This window comes from Halomonas organivorans (genome assembly GCF_014192055.1).
GTDB classification, from domain to species: Bacteria; Pseudomonadota; Gammaproteobacteria; order Pseudomonadales; family Halomonadaceae; genus Halomonas; species Halomonas organivorans.
This window is the reverse complement of the sequence record NZ_JACHXM010000028.1, coordinates 16236-35706: the sequence shown is the minus strand read 5'-3', so window position 1 is coordinate 35706 and position 19471 is coordinate 16236. Positions and strand designations below refer to the sequence as shown.

13 protein-coding genes are annotated in these 19471 nt (G+C 63.3%); all 13 read right to left on the bottom strand.

What is annotated here, in order from left to right:
* Nucleotide 1: 1 nt before the first annotated feature.
* Nucleotides 2–817 carry an ABC transporter permease gene (locus FHR96_RS18585; RefSeq protein WP_183389229.1) on the bottom strand — a complete coding sequence of 272 codons (816 nt, stop codon included), beginning with the start codon at nucleotides 815–817 and terminating at the stop codon, nucleotides 2–4.
* Entirely contained in the window at nucleotides 814–3699 is a 2886-nt protein-coding gene (locus FHR96_RS18580) for a glycosyltransferase (RefSeq protein WP_183389228.1), read from the bottom strand. The genes FHR96_RS18585 and FHR96_RS18580 overlap by 4 nt, the downstream gene beginning before the upstream one ends.
* Nucleotides 3696–3941, bottom strand: a complete 246-nt coding sequence (locus FHR96_RS18575) for a hypothetical protein (protein ID WP_183389227.1) — start codon at nucleotides 3939–3941, stop codon at nucleotides 3696–3698. Before FHR96_RS18575 ends, FHR96_RS18580 begins: the two co-directional genes overlap by 4 nt.
* A gap of 13 nt (nucleotides 3942–3954) precedes the next feature.
* Nucleotides 3955–5121, bottom strand: coding sequence for a glycosyltransferase (locus FHR96_RS18570; RefSeq protein ID WP_183389226.1), 1167 nt, complete (start codon nucleotides 5119–5121; stop codon nucleotides 3955–3957).
* On the bottom strand, nucleotides 5111–6574 hold the full coding sequence (locus FHR96_RS18565) for a mannose-1-phosphate guanylyltransferase/mannose-6-phosphate isomerase (RefSeq protein ID WP_183389225.1): 1464 nt from the start codon (nucleotides 6572–6574) through the stop codon (nucleotides 5111–5113). The genes FHR96_RS18570 and FHR96_RS18565 overlap by 11 nt, the downstream gene beginning before the upstream one ends.
* A gap of 209 nt (nucleotides 6575–6783) precedes the next feature.
* Nucleotides 6784–8154 (bottom strand): undecaprenyl-phosphate glucose phosphotransferase, encoded by a 1371-nt coding sequence (locus FHR96_RS18560; protein WP_246393035.1) that lies wholly within the window; start codon nucleotides 8152–8154, stop codon nucleotides 6784–6786.
* A gap of 63 nt (nucleotides 8155–8217) precedes the next feature.
* Nucleotides 8218–9642 carry a TolC family outer membrane protein gene (locus tag FHR96_RS18555; protein WP_183389224.1) on the bottom strand — a complete coding sequence of 475 codons (1425 nt, stop codon included), beginning with the start codon at nucleotides 9640–9642 and terminating at the stop codon, nucleotides 8218–8220.
* Nucleotides 9643–9718: 76 nt separating this feature from the next.
* Nucleotides 9719–11101 carry an HlyD family type I secretion periplasmic adaptor subunit gene (locus FHR96_RS18550; RefSeq protein ID WP_183389223.1) on the bottom strand — a complete coding sequence of 461 codons (1383 nt, stop codon included), beginning with the start codon at nucleotides 11099–11101 and terminating at the stop codon, nucleotides 9719–9721.
* Nucleotides 11101–12882: a type I secretion system permease/ATPase gene (locus FHR96_RS18545; protein WP_183389222.1), complete on the bottom strand. Its 1782-nt coding sequence runs from the start codon at nucleotides 12880–12882 to the stop codon at nucleotides 11101–11103. Before FHR96_RS18545 ends, FHR96_RS18550 begins: the two co-directional genes overlap by 1 nt.
* Before the next feature lie 330 nt (nucleotides 12883–13212).
* Entirely contained in the window at nucleotides 13213–14016 is an 804-nt protein-coding gene (etfB, locus tag FHR96_RS18540; RefSeq protein WP_183389221.1) for an electron transfer flavoprotein subunit beta, read from the bottom strand.
* A complete protein-coding gene (gene etfA, locus FHR96_RS18535) occupies nucleotides 14006–15301 on the bottom strand; it encodes an electron transfer flavoprotein subunit alpha (RefSeq protein ID WP_183389220.1) in 1296 nt (431 codons plus the stop codon). Before etfA ends, etfB begins: the two co-directional genes overlap by 11 nt.
* Nucleotides 15301–17286 carry a (Fe-S)-binding protein gene (locus tag FHR96_RS18530; RefSeq protein WP_183389219.1) on the bottom strand — a complete coding sequence of 662 codons (1986 nt, stop codon included), beginning with the start codon at nucleotides 17284–17286 and terminating at the stop codon, nucleotides 15301–15303. Before FHR96_RS18530 ends, etfA begins: the two co-directional genes overlap by 1 nt.
* A 108-nt stretch (nucleotides 17287–17394) precedes the next feature.
* Nucleotides 17395–19467 carry a dimethylglycine demethylation protein DgcA gene (dgcA, locus tag FHR96_RS18525; RefSeq protein WP_183389218.1) on the bottom strand — a complete coding sequence of 691 codons (2073 nt, stop codon included), beginning with the start codon at nucleotides 19465–19467 and terminating at the stop codon, nucleotides 17395–17397.
* Between the last annotated feature and the right edge of the window lie 4 nt (nucleotides 19468–19471).

Below are 19471 nucleotides of genomic sequence, written 5' to 3'. Positions count from 1 at the left end.
CTCAGAGGCAATCCCGCAGGTCGCGCTCGGTACGCTTCAACAACCAGAACGCCGCGACGGCCAGCCCCAGAGTGACCAACACCAGGGCAGCCAACCAGCCCAGGGCGGGAAGGCGCTGATACATGATGAGGTCACGATAGGCGTCGATGAACTGGAACAGGGGATTGAGCTGCATGTAGCTCAGGACCCAAGGGGGCAGGATATCACTGACATAGACGATGGGCGTGGTCCAGAACCATACCGGCAGCAATACGGCCACGGCTTCCTTGATGTCCTTGAGATAGACGGCCAGTACCGCCAGCAAGAGTCCCAACGCGTAGGTGAAAGCCAGCTGCAGGCCGAATACCAGCGGCACGCCCAGCCACCACGCACTGAAAGGGAAGTCGATCAGTACCAGGAAGGCAGCAAAGAAGATCATGCTGATGACATAGACGACGCTCTCGGCAAGCAGGACCGACAGCGGCAAGGCCTTGAGCGACACTCGAACCTTGGTAATCAGGTTGGCCTGCTCGCCATAGAGATTGGTGATGGCACTGAGGCTCTTGGCGAAGGCGGTCCAGGCCAGAATCCCCACGATCAGGTAGATGCTGTAGGTGTACTGATCGATCTCTGCCCCAAACCCTTCCAGGCGAGCGCCCATGATCTTGGAAAACACCAGCACGAAGACCAGGATATTGATCAGCGGCGCAATCAGCGTCCAGGCCTTGCCAATCAGCGAGCCGCTATGCCGCTCGATGAGCTCCTGTCGCGCCAGATGCCAGAGAAAGGGCGCCTGGTTTCGCCAGCCAGCGAGCCGGGCATGCACTGATGCCATCATGCGCTCACCTCGCCGGGCTGGCCTGGCGCGTTCGATACCGGCAGGTCGGCGAGGATCGGCGTCAGCCATTGATCGGTACTCTGCGCCCAGTTGTTGAACGGCAGGGCGGCGGAATCGCGTAGCTCGCCACGCGACCAGCGCTCGCGCCATTGGGTCAGGGCCCGTGCCAGAGCCTCGGGACTATCGGCCTGGAAGTAGTCGGCATGATCACCGGCCACCTCGCGGAACACGGGAATGTCCCTTGCCAGAATCGGGATGCCCCGGTGAGCGGCCTCGATCAGCGGCAAGCCAAAGCCCTCGCCGAAAGATGCTGCCAACAACGCGTCGCTGGATTCATACAGAGACAACAGCAAGCCATCACTGGCTCCCTCAACCCAGAATAGCCGCCGGTCTCGCAGGGCATGACGCGCCAGGCGCGAGGCCAGGTCATCCACCTGCCACCCCTGCTTGCCGACAATGACCAGGTTGATGGCATGGCCGTCCTGCCAGCATCGCTCCAGGGCTTCGAGGACCTGTCGATGCCCCTTGCGCGGTTCCATGGTGCCCACCATCAGCAGCGTCGGGCCGTCGAGGGCCTCGACGGCCGACAGCATGGCTTGCTCAGAGCGCTCCAGCGGCACGTCATCGTGCTGGGCCGACGAAAAATCGGCGCCGAGGTGAAAGGCCTCGACCCAAGGTCGATGCGCCGAGGTAGGCGTCGCCAGTTCCCGCCGAACATCCTCGGCGACGGTGGCGGAAACGCAGGTGATGCCATCGGCCAGGCTTGCGATGTCGTCAAACCAGCGGCGCATCGTCTCGGGCGTCCCCTCGGGAAAACATTGGGGCATGTGCAGCGGCAGAAGATCATGCACGGTGAAATAGCAGCGCACCCCCATGGCCCGCATGCGGCGAAGGGCCTCACCGGCCTGTTCCAGCAGCGGAGGCGCCCACTCGACGCTGACGTAGATATCACCAGGACGCGCCTGGCAGGGACGATCCGGCCCCGGAGGACGAATCCCCAACTGATCGCTGGCAAATCCCCGGGCGAGATGGAAGTCATCGCCTCCCCAGCGCACCAGCTCAACGCGCCACCCGGGAGGCGGTTGACGCAACAGCCGGTCGGCAATGCGTCTGGTCACCCGCTCGATGCCGGTCTTGAGATCGTGCCAGGCGATGGTGCTGACATCGAACAGGATACGCGGCGGCGTGTCAGGCGACATATCGCCCGTCTCGACCAGTCGACGGGCATGCGCTGCCAGCACGTCCTCGCCGGCCTGCCTGACACAGGGTAGCTGCGAGAGGTGATCCAGCCAGGCCTCGCGCCGATAGCGGCGGGCGCCATGGGCGAAGCGCTCGATGGCGTCGCGATAGCGCGTAGCCACCATGGTCGGGTCGAGATGTGTCGACACATAGTCGCGGGCCGCGGCCCCGAGGGCCTGACGGACCCCGTCATTCTCGACCAGCCGCCCCAGGGAGGATGCCAGATCGGAGACCGTCACTTCCTCAGGCAGCATCACAACGCAGTCATCGGGAATCTCGACGCTGCTGCCGTGGGCGTTGGTCACGACGGCCAGACCGTGGGCCATGGCGTCCAGGATCGCGCCAGAGCTTTCTCCCCGGGACTGCTGGCGCAATTGCACGGCAATATCCGCCGCCTTGAGCCACGACACATAGTCCTGGCGCTCGACATAGCCTGTCACGGTGATGTGTCGTCCGCGGGGGTGCTGCTTGAGTTGCCGCGCGATGCAATGGCCGAAATCGCCAGCGTGCTGGGCCCCCACTAGCACGAGGTGTAGCGGATGCTGATCGAGGCCATCTCCCTCGAGCACGGCCTCGATCAAGCGGTCAGTGAGCTTCTTCGGGTTAATGCCCCCGAAGCTGGCGATCAGGCACGCCGTCTCGTCGACACCCAGTGCCTGTCGCGCCAGGCGCCGTGCCTCGGGCGTCACGTCCGCGGGCAGCTGGCGAAGGTGCGGGATGATGGCGCCCTCGTCACGCCAGGCCCCCGGCCGCCAGTGCCGATCGATCGCCCGGGCATGCTCCGAATGGTAGATGATGCCCGCCGCATCATCGGTCACGAAGCCATTGACGGGATACTGTTCCGGGCCGCGTTGCCCCTGACTCGTCGACTCGAGCGCCAGCACGGCGGGATATCCATGATCGCGGAAAAGCTGATGACGCAGCCCGTCGGGCCATGCCCCGCTATCCTTGAGCCACCAGACGGCATCGAAGAGATAGGCATCATGCAGTACGACGGTGCCGGGATTGTGCCGCAGCAGTTCGAACTGATAAGCATGGTAGGGTGAATTACCGATCTGGTAGAGAACGCGATCGAAGGTCTCGGCGCTCGCCTCGAAGTCAGCCGGTTCGAGTACCGAATAGGTCGCCGCAAGACTCGACTCGATGTCGGGCTGGCCGGTCACCAGGGTAATCTCGTAGTGGGCCGCCAGATAGGGCAGCAGTTCTGCGCTGTAGTCGGCTATACCGGTCGCCTGCGGAGGCATCGGGGACACGAAGGCCAGGCGGGGTCTCGCAGCATTCGCCTCTCCGGCACTGGAAGCGGTCGGAGAGAAGTCGCGCTCCCTCGAAGGCTGATTCGCATGAGTCGAATAGCGCCGTTTCCCATCGGGCAACGCCGCCAGCATGCCCTGCAACGCATGCTCCCATAACGCGGTATCTTCCTCGATCAGCGCCCGTTGAGTATCCTCGAGAATCGTGGCGATATCGCCATCGGCGAGCATCGGGAGCCACTCGCGGCGAATGGTGATCACTGCCTCGGGAACGAAACCGACCAACAGCAGCCTATCCCCCGATTGCCAGCCATCGGACAGGCTAGTCGCCCAGCGGTTGTCCGCCTCCAACGGCAAGCCGCCGGGGTTATCGATGATATGCAGAGTATTCATCGCTGCCGGCTCCCTCTATGCTGCAGATCCTCGATCAGGCGCTGCTGCGGCTCACTGCGAGTATCGAACTCGTTGGGTGGCAGTTGCCGCTCCAGCAGAGGGCCGCCATGCATGAGCCGAATCACCAGGCCACGCAACCGCGGCAAGCGCTCCAGAATTCTTCTTCCCCACAGTTTGATGCGCGGCGAACGCTCAAGACGATGCAGAAAGCGGGATATCAGCCGCCGTAGCATCCGTTTCATGAGGCGGGCTCCTTCAAGGGTCCAATTCATGCATCAGGTCGAGCCAGCCCGACCAGAAACGTTGTCGAGAAAACCGATCCGCCTGCTCCCGACAAGCTGACGAATCGAAGGCTTTGCTCTCGAAACGCTCGAGCGCCTCCCCGAGAGCGACACACGTCTGTTCGTCGAAAAACACCCCGGTGGCCGCCGTCCCGTGTTCCAGGCCCAGCACGGTCTCGCGGGCACCGCCCCGTCCATAGGCTATCACCGGCGTGCCACAGGCCTGGGCTTCAAGAGGCAGGATCCCGAAATCCTCATCGGCAGCAAAGACGAACCCCTTGGCATTGGCCATCAAGTGCTTGAGCATCTCGTTCGGCTGAAAGCCCAGCAGTTCGATGTTCCTGGCACCACCGGCAAGGCGTTCGAGCCGCTTGCGCTCAGGCCCATCGCCGACGACCTTGAGACGCCGTTTACCGTCGGCGCGGAACGCCTCAACGATCAAGTCCAGCCGCTTGTAAGGCACAAGCCGTGAAGCCGCGAGGTAGTAATCATCACGCGGCCCGTCATGGCAGGACATGGATTCGAGATCCACGGGCGGATGAATCACGGTGGCATCACGACGATAGTATTTGCGAATACGGCCCGCCACATTGGTGGAATTGGCGATGAAATGATCTACCTGACTGGCCGTAAAGTGATCCCACTGGCGAAGCCGCTTGAGCACCCGTCTCAGGTACCACTCGAGCGGAGTAGGGAAGGAAGCATCATTCAGATAAGCCTCCTTCATGTCCCATGCGTAGCGCATCGGGGTATGGCAGTAGCAGACATGGCGCTGACCGGGATGGGTAACGACGCCCTTGGCCACGCAGTGACTGGATGAGATGATCAGATCGAACTCACTCAGGTCGAACTGCTCGATGGCATAGGGCATCCAGGGGAGATAATGGCGGTAATGCCGGCGAGCCATCGGCAGGCGTTGGATCAGGCCGGTGTTCACCTTGTGGCGGGCGATGCGCCCACGCTGCCCTGCTGGCAGAAAATCCACCAGAGTGAAGATCTCTGCCTGAGGGAAGGCCTCAAGCAGCGCGTCCAGCACCTTCTCGGCCCCTCCCTGCACCACCAGCCAGTCATGCACGATCGCAACACGACGCCCCTGCCCCCAGCATCGAAGTGCGGTCAAGGAGTCGACCTCACCCGTCATGAGACACGCCAGTCGGCGTCCGCCCATAGATATCATCGAAACGGACGATATCGTCTTCCCCCAGATAAACGCCGGTCTGTACCTCGATCAAACGCAAGGGGATCAAGCCGGGGTTCTCGAGACGGTGCACCGTGCCGAGCGGGATATAGGTCGACTCATCCTCGCTGAGCAAGAAGCTTCTCATGGACTCGCTGTCACCGTGGCCACCGCCCAGCGTGACCCTGGCCGTGCCCGCGACCACCACCCAATGCTCCGCTCGGTGATGATGCATCTGCAGGGAGAGTCTCCCACCGGGCTTGACCACGATCTCCTTGACCTGAAAACCTTCAAAGCTAACCAGTGCACGATAGTGGCCCCATGGCCGATAGACGCTCTGGTGGGACTGGAACTCCGCGCGCCCCGCTTCCTTCAGAGCGTTGACGATCTGCTTGGTCTCCTGGGCATGCTCACGATTGGCCACAAGAACGGCATCTTCCGTTTCCACGATGACCAGGTCCTTTACGCCAACGCCTGCTACCAGGCGCGACTCGCTACGCACGAGGTTGCCCGTCGAGTCATGAAGCAGTACGTCGCCATGAACCGCATTGCCGTCCTCGCCGGCCCCGCGGCGCTTGAGATCGTGTATCGCATCCCAGGAACCGATATCACTCCAGCCGGGGTCCATGGGCACGACGGCGGCCGTCTGCGTATGTTCCATGACCGCATAATCGATGGATTCACTGCGACATTCCGTGAAAGGACGCGGATCGATTCGCAGGAAGTCCATATCTTCCCTGCGCCCCTCATAGGCCGCTTGACAGTGCTCGAGAATGTCGGGGGCATACTCTGACAGCTCTCGCAAATAGTGGCGGGCCCCGATCAGGAAGATGCCGCTATTCCAGAGGTAGTCTCCGCTATTCAGGTAGGTGCGTGCACGCTCGCTGTCAGGCTTCTCGACGAAGGCATCTACCTGGAAGCCCGCCCCCAGCGCTGCCCCGCGGCGAATATAGCCATATCCGGTGTGCGGCGAAGACGGCTCGATGCCAAAGGTGACGAGTTGACCTTGTGACACGAGGTCTCTTCCCTTCGCGACGGCCTCGGCAAACGCAACATGGTCGTCGATGACATGGTCGGCCGGCATGACCAGCAGGCTCGCGTCATCGTCGTCCTCAAGGGCCGTCATGCAGGCAAGTGCCAGCGCCGGCGCGGTATTTCGCCCGATGGGCTCCAGCAGGATAGTCGTGGCCGGCACGCCAGCCGTTTGCAGCTGCTCGGCGACCAGGAAGCGGTGCTCATCGTTGCAGACCACCAACGGTGAGGCGCAGCCTTCGATATGTGCCAGGCGCAAGACAGTTTCCTGCAGCAGGCTATGGCGCTCGGAATTCAGCTTTAGAAACTGTTTGGGGTAGTGTTCGCGAGACACTGGCCAGAGACGTGACCCTGAGCCTCCGGACAGAATGACAGGCCTTAGCATGCGTCCTCCGTGACAGAGCGTCATACGTGCGCTCTCTGCACCTGGTTCTCAGCATTCCCACGGCGACCCTGAACGTGCCGCAAGTAATGTGGCGGAATGGCGCAGAATGATACCACCTCAGCTCCAGAGATGGCAGCAGCCCACAGCGCACAGAATACGCCCTTGTCCTGGCGGTTCCGCCGCTTGTCACCATGGTGGCCATGACGGACCTATGGCTGCCGATTGATGAACCCTCGCGTCGGCGTCATGGCAAGAATCTTGAAGTCAAGACCCAGCGACCAATTATCAATATAATAAAGGTCATATTCCACTCGCCGCCGCATCAGCTCGATATCTTCGGTGATGCCACGCAGTCCGTTGACTTGAGCCCATCCCGTCATGCCCGGCTTGACCCGGTGCCGCTGCATATAGACTTCGATCACGTCCTTGTAGTGGTCGTTATGGTCCATGGCATGTGGTCGCGGCCCCACAAGCGACATTCGTCCTTGCAGCACATTGTAGAGCTGGGGCAATTCGTCGAGACTCGTCTGGCGCAGGAACTGCCCCAGACGCGTGATGCGAGGGTCACTATCAACCGCCGGGCACGTTCCCTTCTCCGAGTGATGGGGGCGCATTGTGCGAAACTTGTAAATGCGAAAACGCTTCCCATCCAGGCCATGACGATGCTGCTTGAACAGTATCGGTGCGCCCATTTTCCAATGCACTAAAGCGGCAATGATCAACATCACAGGGAGAAAGAGAAGGAACATCAATAGCCCCAGAAGCCGATCCTCCAGCGCCTTGATCCAGCGCATCGGGCCGTTGAGCGGGCTGACATTGAGGTCCAGGGAATACATGTCCGCGACTTTCGCAACGCGGTGATTAAGCAGCCGCACATCGGAGAGATCCGGAAAGTAGCGAAGATTCACGGGCACGGAGAACAGCTCGCCGGCAATCGACTTGACGGTCTCCCCTTCGGTAAGAGGGTAAGTCAACCAGATTTCATCGTAGTCCCGCCGAAAGACGCTCTGCGCGACCAGCTCCTTGACGCGACTCAGGATGTCTCCTTCCGGCGTGTCGGTCACGACGTGGCTGATGCGATAGCCGATATAGGGCAATGCGGCGAGGTGCCGCTGAACTCGCTCTATATTTCCGGCTCGCCCGATGACCAGAACCCGCTTGAGGTTGTAGCCCCTGGCCCGCAGCGAGCGAAGATAGGCATAGAGTCCGGCGCGCAGCAGGCAGCCCAGTCCCAGCACGGACAGTGAGGACGCCAGCATCCAGCCACGGGAGAAGATGGGCGAACTCTGCGTAATGACGAGGAAGACGCTGAGCAACACGATGGCCAGCAGACAGCTGAACGCATAGATCCCCAGCATGGTGAACAGGCTACGCCCTCGCCAGGGTTCGTAGAGGCCTAGAAGCTCCCCGCAGGCAGGCAACAGCAAACCTCCCACCAGGATCAGCAACGAATACTCGATGCCCTGGGCATCGTCCAGACCGGGCATCGTGATCAACACCCCTGCCGCCACGAGCATGGCGATGCCGGCATCGAAACAGCGCATCAGGCGTCGCAGCCAATCACTGGAAGTCGTACTCATGCGGCCTCTTCGTCTATCGGGTCGCGATACCGATACACGGCGACCGACGAGTTACGGCAAACATCAGCCATCTTGCTCGGATGTCCGAGCCATTGCCTGCAACGTCACCATGGTGCGCACGAGGTCATCCGACCCCAGGTCACCCACGGCCACTTCGAGCTTCAAGCGCTCGAGCAGGTACTCCCGCACGGTGTCGACGTACTGGATTCTCAAGTCATAGAGCTCGGCCCTGGCATCCAGCACGTCGACCAGGTCGCGCAGTCCCAGCTGTTCGCCTTTCTCCGCCGCTTCAAGAAACAGTCGACTTGAATCAATGGACCGCCCCAATGCGTTGAGCTGGCGACGGCTACCGGCGATATTCCTCAGGCTTTCCCTTACCTGTTGGCGCGCCAATCGGCGGGCATTTGTCAGGGAGGCCTCCCGAGCCAACGATGACAGCTCACCCTGTCGCACGTTGGCGCTCGTATAGCCCCCGCGGTAAATGGGAAGCTCGAGCTGAACGCTGGCACGCCCATCCTGGCTCACTCGATAGGGGTCGTTCGAGTCGCGATCCGAATAGCTGAGGTTCAGTGACACCTCAGGGTAATAGCCTCCACGACGCACGTCTGTGTCCGCTTCGGCCAACCCCAGCCGCCGACTGGCCAACACCACTTCGAGATTGTCGGCGGTACGCGGCAGCCACTCGTCCACGTTGCCTGCCACCTCGGCCAGCTCGACCGAGCGTAGGTCTCCCAGCGACTGTCCGAAGGCCAGGCGTTGCCCCGTCAGTCGCTCAAGCTCGCCAAGGGCATCCTCGAGCTCGTTCTCGGCTTGAATGCGATCCGCCACGGCCTGGTCAAGACGGGACTGGGACTCCAGCACATTGAGACGATCCCCAACGCCCAGCTCGTAGGAGCGAGAGGCCTGACGGTGTTGCAGAGCCAGCGATTCGCGCTTGGCCTCGAGCAGCCCCACCTTGCGCGAGGCAAGAAAAGCGTTCAGATAGGCCTCAACCAGCGACATGGCCAGCTTGTTTTCACCAACGGCCACCTGAAGGCGTGCCGCCTCGACCTGGCTCTCGGCCTTGTCGACACCTCGCCAGCGTTCGACGCTGAACAGTGGCTGGCTCAGGCTCACCTGCCAATTGACATCTCGCGTTTGACCTTCATAACGAGCCTCGTCATCGCTGGACCTGAACTCGTTGCTGGGGTCATAGTCGGGATTGTTCGTGTAGTAATTATCGCTTTCCTGATAGGAATACCCCCCGGAAGCGCTTACCTGTGGTTTGAGCTGAGACCACGCCTTGTCCACTTCTTCCTCGGTGGCCTGCAGCTCATAGCGCTGGCTCGCCAGATCGCTATCGTTCTCCAGGGCAAGCACGAACAGTTCAGGCAGTCTCGGCAGATCGACAACCGATGATACCGGCGCCTGCTGCGTAAGCTGATCCTGGAATGGCACTTCCATCGGCTCGTCAGCTGCCCACAGCAAGGTAGAGAACGTCACGCCCATCACCGACAGTCCACATGCCGTCGACCAGCGTCCGCTCGGCCATCTCCTTCTCGAGTGCGCCATCCTGCGCATGTCCTTACTCCTCTCGCATCGCCCTGGCAAGCATGTCACTGATGGGCTTGGCAATGTAGCTCGCAAAGGTCCGGTCACCGGTACGAATCATGACTTCGGCGGGCATTCCCGACAGCAGTTTCATCTGCTCGGTCATGTCCTTCCGCCCTTCTTCCGTCACCTTGACCCGCCCCTTGTAGTACTGCTGGCCCGTGGCCTCGTCCTCGAAGCTGTCAGCGCTGATATAGGTGACTTCCCCCGAGATCTCGTCGGTCAAGCGCTGATTGAAAGCCGAGAAACGTATGTCGGCAGGCTGCCCGATGAAGATATGATCGATATCGCGATTCGGTATCCTGACCTCGACGACAAAGCCATCCCCGCTGGGAACGACATCCATGATCGGATCCCCCGAGCGGATGACAGCCCCCTGGGAGTGCACCTTGAGGCCAACCACCGTCCCGGACACCGGTGCGGTCACCGTCGTCCGATTCACCTGGTCGGTCAGCGAGGTAATCCGCTCTTCGGATTCCGCAATCTTGGCCTGGGCGTTGCGCAACTGCTCGCCAACCTCGGACTGATACTCCTGGCGACGCACCTCCTTCTGGACCTGATTCTCGCTGATCTGCGACTTCAAGCGCGCGACCTCTGACCTGGAGCGAGCCACCTGACCTTCGTATTCGAGGATTTGTCGCTCGAGCTCCCGCAGGCGCTGATTGTCGCCCAGTCCCTCACGGAACAGGGAGCGAAAATCCTCCGCTTCGGAGCGCAGCGAGGCGATACGCCTGAGATTCACCGAGATCTGGGCCTCGAGCCCATCGATCTGATCACGCATCTGGTTGGCCTGCTCATCCAGCGACGCCAAGGTACTGTTGAGCGACTCCCGGCGTGACACGAACAAGCTGCGCTGTACCGCCAACACTTCCTGCACGCGCTCCAGGTCGCTGCCGGTCAACTCCTCGGGAAAGCTCAGGCTATCGGCCTCCCCCTGCTCGGCGAGCAGGCGCACTTCCATGGCACGATTGATGAGGTACTGGGCACGGGCGATGTCCAGTTGAGCACGCGCCTGGGTGTCGCTCAGGATGACAAGCGCATCCCCCGCCTCGACATGGTCCCCATCCTTCACCAGGATGTCACGAACGATACCGCCTTCGAGATGCTGCACGGTGCGCTTGAACGATTCGATGGAGACACTGCCCGGCGCCACCACGGCGACAGCGAGCTTGGCAGTCAGCGCCCAGGTTCCGAAGCCCCCAAATGCCACCAGCAGGATCACCAGCCCCCAGCGCCTGACCTTCTTGTCGCTGGTGGGCAGCTTCTCGACGGCCTCTCCTTCCAGGGGTTGAGAGTCCGGCGTGATGTCGATGCTCGGAAGTTTCCCTGCTTGGCTATCCTCTCGCTCGGCCGCCATTACCGTTGCTCCTCGCTGCCATTTTCGGATTCACCAGGGCGTTTACCCCCACCCACGGAGGCCAGGCGATAATTGTTCCCTGCCGCCACTCGGCGCTGGGAAGACGTCTTGGCAAACTGTGCCAGCACCTGGTCTCGAGGGCCGAACATGCTGACCTGCCCTTCTTTCATCACCAGCAACTTGTCCATGTTCTTGAGGACGCTGGTGCGATGGCTGATGACCATCAGGGTCGTTCCCTCGGCCTTGAGCTGGGAAATGGCGTCGGAGAGCGCCTTCTCCCCGGCGTCATCCAGGTTGGAGTTGGGCTCATCCAGCACGACCAGCACGGGGTCTCCGTACAGGGCCCTTGCCAGACCGACACGCTGGCGCTGCCCCCCGGACAGGGCTCCGCTGGAGGCAGAGATTTGCGTGTCGTAGCCGTTGGGCAGCTCGAGAATCATCTCGTGCACGCCGGCTTTCTTCGCCGCCGTCACGACCTTCTTCGAGTCGATGTCGCCGAAGCGCGCGATGTTCTCGCTGACCGAGCCATCGAACAGCTCGATATCCTGGGGCAGGTACCCGATGTGAGGTCCTAGCTCATCACGGTTGAAGTGATGAATATCAGCGCCATCCAGCCGCACGTTGCCAACCTGAGTAGGCCAGATGCCCAGCAGGACGCGAGCCAGGGTCGACTTGCCGGCGGCACTGGGACCAATGATGCCGATGTGCTCGCCGCGAGGCACCTCGAAATTGATACCTCGAATGGTCGCCATGCGCGCGCCCGGGGGAGCCGCCGCGACGGTTTCAATCGCCAGGTGCCCGTCGGGAGCAGGCAGTGACATCCGACGCTGCTCCTCGGGGATCTGGGTCAACAGTTCGTTGAGACGCTCATAGGCGCCTCGGGCACCGACGAACCCTTTCCAGCTTCCGATCATCTGGTCGATAGGGGCCAGAGCCCTCCCCATGATGATCGAGCCGGCAATCATCATTCCCGGCGTCATCTCCCCCTGCAGCACCAGCAGGGCCCCCAAGCCGAGAATCATCGACTGGAACAGCATGCGCAGCACTTTCGAGGCATTGGTAAGAGCGCCGGCCCGATCACTCGCCTGGGACTGCTTGGCCAGGTAAGCGTGATGCTTTTCCGCCCAACGCCCCATGATATTGGGCAGCATACCCATGGCATGCAGTACTTCGGCATTGCGAAGGTTAGAGTTGGCAAGCTCCTGCGACTTGATGCTCTCATTGCTCGCTTCGGCAAGCAGCCCTTTCGTGGCCATCTCGTTGGCGATGGCCAATGCCAGAAGAATGACACCGGCACACAGGGCAAAGACACCGAGCCAGATATGGAACAAACAAAGCACGCCAATATAGATGGGGACCCAGGGGGCATCGAAGAAGGCGAACAAGCCATTTCCGGTGAGGAACTGGCGCAAATTGGTAAGATCATTCAGCGGCTGTGCCGACTGGCGCCCCTGAGCCACGACGCTACGCCGGAACATGGCACTGTAGAGCCTGCTGTTGAGACTGGTATCTAGCCGGTTTCCAACGCGCACCAGGATGCGCGAACGCACTAGCTCGAGCCCACCCATGACCATGAACAGAAACACTACAACCAGCGTCAGCACGAGCAAGGTTTCCTCGCTACGTGAGGTTATGACACGGTCGTAGACCTGCAGCATGTAAAGAGGCGGAACAAGCATCAGCAGGTTCACGAACATGCTGAAGAAGCCCACGGAAAGAAATGATCCCTTGCAGGCACGGAGCGAGAGCTGCAAGTCCGTTGCGTCCTGTTGCTTTGCCATGAGGCGATTCACCGATTGGGGGGATACGACAGAGGCTCGAAGAGAGATAGCGCAGCGAAGCCGAGCGCAGGAGGGTAACAGAAATCCCATTACCGATATAGGACTTGGCTAATCAACTAGATGTGAGAAATTTCGTACAAAACGCCGATTTGCGGCAATCTCACTGCCCTTCAATAGCTAAAATCTATTAAAGCATCATATCACTCCGCTAGTCGGTTACCGCGCCTAAAGCTGCCCTGCAAAGATAAAAAAGTCCCGGCCATAGACCGGGACAACATTCGCTTGCCAATCTGAGCGGCATGCCTGGCGAGGCACCAGGCGGCATCACCTTCAGCGCAGTACGCCTTCTTCTTTCAGCAACTTGAGGATCGCCTCCGCGCCTTGCTCCGGAGCCACATCGGTGAGCACCTGGCCACCGCCCCCCTCGGCCTTGGCGGCCGCGGCCTTGAAACGGTCCCGGGCCGAAGCGGCCTTGACGATTTTCAGACGCTTGGGCCGCTTGCGGGCCGGCTGGGTCTCCCAGTTCGCCCAGGCCTCATCCACGGTCACGCCGCCCGGCACCGCGGCCAGATGGCCACGCCGCGCCGGCCCGAACGCGCTCTGACGCGGCGCCGGCGCCGCGCCATCGACGGTCACGATGGCCGGCAGGCGCACCTTGAGGCGACGGCGCTGGCCTCGCGGCAGCGCCTGCAGCAGGGTGGCGACGCCGTTTTCGACGCTCTCCACCGCCGCCAGCCCACTGACCACCGGCCAGCCCAGGCGCTCGGCCAGCAGGTAAGGCAGCAGGCCGGAGCCTTCGCCCTGTTCGGCGCGTTCACCGGTAATCACCAGCTGAGGCGGCGCCCCGCGGAGCGCCTCGGCGAGCGCAGGCAGCGTATCGGCGCCCTCGGGCTGCTCGACCAGGGTCAGGGCGTCGAAGCCCATGCCCAGGTAGCCGCGCAGGGCCGACTCACAGTCCGCCTCCTTGCCGCCGGCATGCATGAGCTGAACCCGGGCGTCGGCCACGCCGCGGGCCAGCTCCACCGCCCGGGCATCCTGATCGGCGCGGCGCGCGCGACCGGTGGTGGGATGACGTCCCACCGAGACCAGCACGGTGATCTCCAGGGGCTGGATCGTGCTCTGTTCAGGCCGCATCGCGCTGCTCCTCTCGTTGCTGCTTCACCAGCTCGACCAACGCCTCGAGCACCTTGGCCGAATCGGCAATCACCGCCAGGTCGGCGCGCTTGATCATGTCGCAGCCGGGATCCATGTTGATGGCCACCACCTTGTCGCAGGTCTGGATCCCCTGCAGGTGCTGAATGGCGCCGCTGATGCCCACCGCCACGTAGACCCGGGCAGTGACCCAGGTGCCGGTGGCTCCCACCTGTCGATCGCGAGGCATGAAGCCATCGTCGACCGCGACTCGCGAGGCCCCTTCCGTGGCCCCAAGCACCTCGGCGGCGGCATGGAAGCCGTCCCAGTCGCGCACGCCGTTGCCGGCAGAGAGGATGAACTCGGCCTCGGCCAGCGCCACGCCGGCCGGGTCCACCGGTACCTGGCCCAGGTCTTCGATGCGCGAGAGCGGAGATGGCAGCGCCTGGGGCAGGTCAAGCGCCTCTGCCGCGTGACGGTTGTCGTCGACCGGCTCGGCGCACTCCGCGAGTGCCAGGGTGATCCGCGGCAGCGGTCGGCGGATATCGATGGTGGCCGCCGCACCGCGCGCCAGGCACTGCCAGCCGAGCTCGGCATTCGCATCGGGCTCGACCTGCCACACGCCGGTAGCCGGGCGCTCGCCGAGCCGCGCCGCCAGGCGGCGGCCCAGGTCGGCGCCGCCGAGCTTGGAGTCCGGCACCAGCCAGTGACGCGGTGTCCAGGCCTCTTCCACCGCCAGCAGCGCGCCGAGGCGAGCCTCGGGGGCGAAGCCGTCGAAGCGGGGATCGTCGAGGATCAGCAGGCGGTCGACGCCGGCCTCACCGAAGCCAATCTCTTTCAGCTCGCCGTCCCCCTCGCGGTGGTACCCGCCGAAGACCACCACCAGCACTGCGCCACGGGCATTCGGGTCGGCATCGGCCAACTGCCGGGCCAGGCCCAGCAGGTCGCGGTCGTGACTGGAGAGGCGGCCGCCGGACATGTCCGGCACCACCGTGACCAGGAAAGCCGGCGACTCGATCTCGACCAGCGGCTTGCTCTGGGCAGCCGAGGCTGCGCCCCTGCTGCCGCCAACGGCGCCCTGTTGAATGCCGCTGCGATCGATGCGCTTGATACCGTTGGGGCCCATGAAGCCCACGGCGTGCGGGTTCTTGCGGACGAGGCCATTCGGCCCCGGCCACTCGCTGGCCGCCCCCTGGCCGAGCTCGCTCAGGACGTCCAGATGCTGTGGGTGCAGCCGGTTACGGGCGATCCATTCCTTGCGCGGATCACGACGGACGATATCGCTCATCACGCCACCTCCACGGCCTGGGGCCGATTCGATGATTGCCGGTCCGCACCGGCGGACGCCTCGGGCGCCTCGGTCAGCGCGCCCGCGACCAGTTCGGCGATGTCGCGCACCTCGGCGGTGGCGTCGACCACACCCTCGAGCATGGCGGTGCACTGCGGGCAGCCCACCGCCACTAGCTCGGCACCGGTCTCGCCCACGTCGTTCATGCGCATGTCGGGAATGCGACGCTCGCCGGGGATGTCGGTGATCGGCGCGCCGCCGCCGCCGCCGCAGCAGCGGGAACGGAAGCCGGAGCGTTCCATCTCGGCGACCTCGATGCCCAGCGCCTTGAGCACGTTGCGCGGTGCCTCGTACTCGCCGTTGTAGCGGCCCAGGTAGCAGGGATCGTGATAGGTCACGCCGCCGCCCTTCCAGGGCTTGACGTGCAGGCGACCGGCCTCGAAGAGTTCCGCGATGTAGGTACTGTGGTGGCGCACTTCGTACTGGCCTCCCATCTCGCCGTACTCGTTGCCAAGCACGTGGAAGCTGTGCGGATCGCAGGTGACGATGCGCTGGAAGCGGTACTTCGAGAGCGTGGCGATGTTGCGCTTCGCCAGGCTCTGGAACGTCGCTTCGTCGCCCAGACGACGGGCCACGTCGCCGCTGTCGCGCTCCTCGTTGCCAAGCACCGCGAAGTCCACGTCGGCGGCGCGCAGCACCTTGACCAGCGAGCGCAGGGTACGCTGGTTGCGCATGTCGTAGGCGCCATCACCCAGCCACAGCAACACCTCGGCCTCGCCGCGATCGGCCATCAGCGGCAGCTCCAGATCGGCGGCCCAGTGCATCCGCGCGCCGGGATCGAAGCCGCCGGGGTTGTCGGTGGCGATCAGGTTGTCGAGCACCTCGGCGCCCTTGTTGGGGGTGTTGCCGTGCTCGAGGGTCAGGAAGCGCCGCATGTCGACGATGGCATCGACGTGCTCGATCATCATCGGGCATTCCTCGACGCAGGCGCGACAGGTGGTGCAGGACCACAGGGTCTCGGCGTCCACCAGGGCCTTGCCTTCACGAGCCACGATCGGCCCGTGGGGCGTGCCCTGGTGCTCACCCACCGGCTTGCCCGGATAGGGGCTGCCGGCATAGGCGGCATCGCTGCCGCCGGCCATGCCGACCACCATGTCCTGGATCAGCTTCTTGGGGTTGAGCGGCTGGCCGGCGGCGAAGGCCGGGCACATGGCCTCGCAGCGGCCGCACTGCACGCAGGCATCGAAGCCGAGCAGCTGGTTCCAGGTGAAGTCGCTGGGCTTCTCGACGCCCAGAGGGGCGCTTTCGTCGTCCAGATTCAAGGCCTTGAGGCCGGTGGAGGGGCGGCCCTCACCCCCTTGCGTGGAAAAGCGCTCGGCGCGACGGTGGAAGGCCAGGTGCAAGGCGCCGGCGAAGGCGTGCTTCATCGGCCCGCCCCAAGCCATGCCGAAGACCATCTCGCCAAGGCCCCAGACCAGCACGGCGCAGAGCGCCAGCGCCAGGATCCAGCTGCCGAAGTCTTCGGGCAGCAGGCCCACGGCAGGCAGGGTGATGGCGAACACGCTCAGCGAGAAGGCCATCAGGCTCTTGGGCAGGCGCATCCACGGGCCCTTGGAGAGCCGCGACGGCGGTTGGCGGCGCCGGCGGGCCACGAAGCAGCTGCCGACGAACATGGTGGCGCTGGCGGCCAGCAGTACCCAGCCGAGTACGCCGGCGGCCAGGCCAAGGCCGTGCACCAGCACCATCAGCACGGCCGCGGCAACGAAGCCACCGGCGGTGGCCACGTGGGTATTGGACATCACCTTGTCGCGCCCGACCACGTGGTGCAGGTCGACCAGGTAGCGACGCGGCATGGCCGCCAGTCCCTTGATCACCGGCACCGGCGAGGGGCGGCCCTGGCGCCACAGGCGCGCGCGCCGGATGGCACCGATCGCCGCCAGCCCCAGCGCGGCGAAGATCAGGATCGGAAGTAAGGTATCGAGCATCTCGCTCACCTCATCGGCGAGCTGGAAGCTGAAAGCCGGAAGCTGGAAGAAAGGGCGAAAAGCGCGGGTTTTCCTTCCAGCTTCAAGCTTCAGGCTTCCAGCTAGGGGTTAAAAGTCCTTGCAGAGGCGCAGGGCGTCGTAGATCGCCGCATGAGTGTTGCGTGGTGCCGTGCAGTCACCCAGGCGGAACAGCAGGAACCCATCGCCGTCTTCGCTCAGGCAGGGCTGCGGCTTGATGTCGTACAACGCCTCCAGGTCGACCTGACCCTTGTTGCGGGACTGGTGCTTCAGCTCGAAATAGAGCCCCTCGTCCGGACGCACGCCGTTCTCGACCACGATCTGGTCGACCACACGCTCTTCCTGGGTACCGGTGTACTCGTTCTCGAGCACCGCCACCAGCGAGTCGCCTTCGCGGTAGACCTTGTGCAGCATCAGGTCGGAGGTCATGATCACCTCCTTCTGGTAGAGGCTGCGGTAATAGGTCGGGAAGGTAGTGCCGCCCACCGCCGCACCTGGCTTGATGTCGTCGGTCACGATCTCGACCTTGGCGCCCTTGTCGGCCAGGTAGTCGGCTGCGGACATGCCGGCGAACTCACACAGGGCATCGTAGATCAGCACGTTCTTGCCCGGCTCGACACGCCCGTCCAGGATGTCCCAGGTGCTGACGATCAGGCTCTCCTCGGGATTCTCGGAGTAGCCCCACTCGGGGTACTGGTCGAGGTACGGCTTGCCACCGGTCGCCAGCACCACGATATCCGCACGCAGGTCCTTGAGGGTGGCCTCGTCGGCACGGGTCCCCAGGCGCAGGTCGACGCCGAGACGCGCCAGCTCCAGCTGGTACCAGCGGGTGATACCGGCAATCTGGTCGCGCTGAGGCGCCTTGGCGGCGGTGGTGATCTGCCCACCCAGCGCCTCGGCGGCTTCGAACAGGGTCACCTCATGGCCGCGCTCGGCGGCCACTCGCGCAGCCTCCATACCGCCGGGGCCACCGCCGACCACCACGATCTTGCGCTTCTTGCCCTCGGTGGGCTCGATGATATGCGGCAAGCCCATGTACTCGCGGGACGTGGCGGCGTTCTGGATGCACAGCACGTCCAGGCCCTGGTACTGGCGGTCGATGCAATAGTTGGCACCCACGCACTGCTTGATCTGGTCGACCTGGCCCATCTTGATCTTGGCAATCAGGTGGGGGTCGGCGATATGCGCCCGGGTCATGCCCACCAGGTCCACATAGCCGCCCTCGAGGATCCGCTCGGCCTGGTTGGGGTCCTTGATGTTCTGGGCGTGGATCACCGGTGCGGAGACCACTTCCTTGATACCCGCCGCCAGGTGCAGGAACGGCTCCGGCGGGAAGGACATGTTGGGAATGACGTTGGCCAGGGTGTCGTGGGTGTCGCAGCCAGAACCGACCACACCGAAGAAGTCCACCTGTCCGGTGGCATCGTAGAAGGCGGCAATCTGCTTCATGTCGTCGTGTGACAGGCCGTCCGGGTGGAACTCGTCGCCGCAGATGCGCATGCCGACCACGAAGTCGTCGCCGACCTCGGCGCGCACCGCCTTGAGCACTTCCATGCCGAAGCGCATGCGATTCTCGAAGCTACCGCCCCACTGGTCGGTGCGCTTGTTGACCCGCGGGCTCCAGAACTGGTCGATCAGGTGCTGGTGGACGGCGGACAGTTCGACGCCGTCCAGGCCACCTTCTTTCGCCCGACGCGCGGCCTGCGCGAAGTCACCGATGATGCGCCAGATTTCCTCCTCCTCGATGGTCTTGCAGGTGGAGCGATGAACCGGCTCACGGATGCCGGACGGCGACAGCAGGGTCGACCAGTTGTAACCGTCCCAGCGCGAGCGGCGACCCATGTGGGTAATCTGGATCATGATCTTGCCGCCATGCTTGTGCACGGCATCGGCCAGATTCTGGAAGTGCGGGATGATGCGGTCGGTGGAGAGATTCACCGAGCTCCACCAGGCCTGCGGGCTATCGATGGAGACCACCGAGGAGCCGCCGCAGATGCACAGGCCACAGCCGCCCTTGGCCTTCTCTTCGTAATACTTGACGTAGCGGTCAGTGGTCATGCCGCCGTCGGTCGCGTAGACCTCGGCGTGTGCGGTGCTGACCACGCGGTTACGGATGGTGAGATTGCCGATCTGGATCGGCTGGAAGATCGCGTCGAATGCCATGATG

What these genes read in the sequence shown, in the direction of transcription:
- FHR96_RS18560 (WP_246393035.1), bottom strand. Translation starts at nt 8,154, where the DNA reads ATGAGTACGACTTCCAGTGATTGGCTGCGACGCCTGATGCGCTGTTTC.
- FHR96_RS18585 (WP_183389229.1), bottom strand. Translation starts at nt 817, where the DNA reads ATGATGGCATCAGTGCATGCCCGGCTCGCTGGCTGGCGAAACCAGGCG.
- FHR96_RS18570 (WP_183389226.1), bottom strand. Translation starts at nt 5,121, where the DNA reads ATGACGGGTGAGGTCGACTCCTTGACCGCACTTCGATGCTGGGGGCAG.
- dgcA (WP_183389218.1), bottom strand. Translation starts at nt 19,467, where the DNA reads ATGGCATTCGACGCGATCTTCCAGCCGATCCAGATCGGCAATCTCACC.
- FHR96_RS18550 (WP_183389223.1), bottom strand. Translation starts at nt 11,101, where the DNA reads ATGGCGGCCGAGCGAGAGGATAGCCAAGCAGGGAAACTTCCGAGCATC.
- etfA (WP_183389220.1), bottom strand. Translation starts at nt 15,301, where the DNA reads ATGAGCGATATCGTCCGTCGTGATCCGCGCAAGGAATGGATCGCCCGT.
- FHR96_RS18545 (WP_183389222.1), bottom strand. Translation starts at nt 12,882, where the DNA reads ATGGCAAAGCAACAGGACGCAACGGACTTGCAGCTCTCGCTCCGTGCC.
- etfB (WP_183389221.1), bottom strand. Translation starts at nt 14,016, where the DNA reads ATGCGGCCTGAACAGAGCACGATCCAGCCCCTGGAGATCACCGTGCTG.
- FHR96_RS18580 (WP_183389228.1), bottom strand. Translation starts at nt 3,699, where the DNA reads ATGAATACTCTGCATATCATCGATAACCCCGGCGGCTTGCCGTTGGAG.
- FHR96_RS18530 (WP_183389219.1), bottom strand. Translation starts at nt 17,286, where the DNA reads ATGCTCGATACCTTACTTCCGATCCTGATCTTCGCCGCGCTGGGGCTG.
- FHR96_RS18575 (WP_183389227.1), bottom strand. Translation starts at nt 3,941, where the DNA reads ATGAAACGGATGCTACGGCGGCTGATATCCCGCTTTCTGCATCGTCTT.
- FHR96_RS18555 (WP_183389224.1), bottom strand. Translation starts at nt 9,642, where the DNA reads ATGGGCGTGACGTTCTCTACCTTGCTGTGGGCAGCTGACGAGCCGATG.
- FHR96_RS18565 (WP_183389225.1), bottom strand. Translation starts at nt 6,574, where the DNA reads ATGCTAAGGCCTGTCATTCTGTCCGGAGGCTCAGGGTCACGTCTCTGG.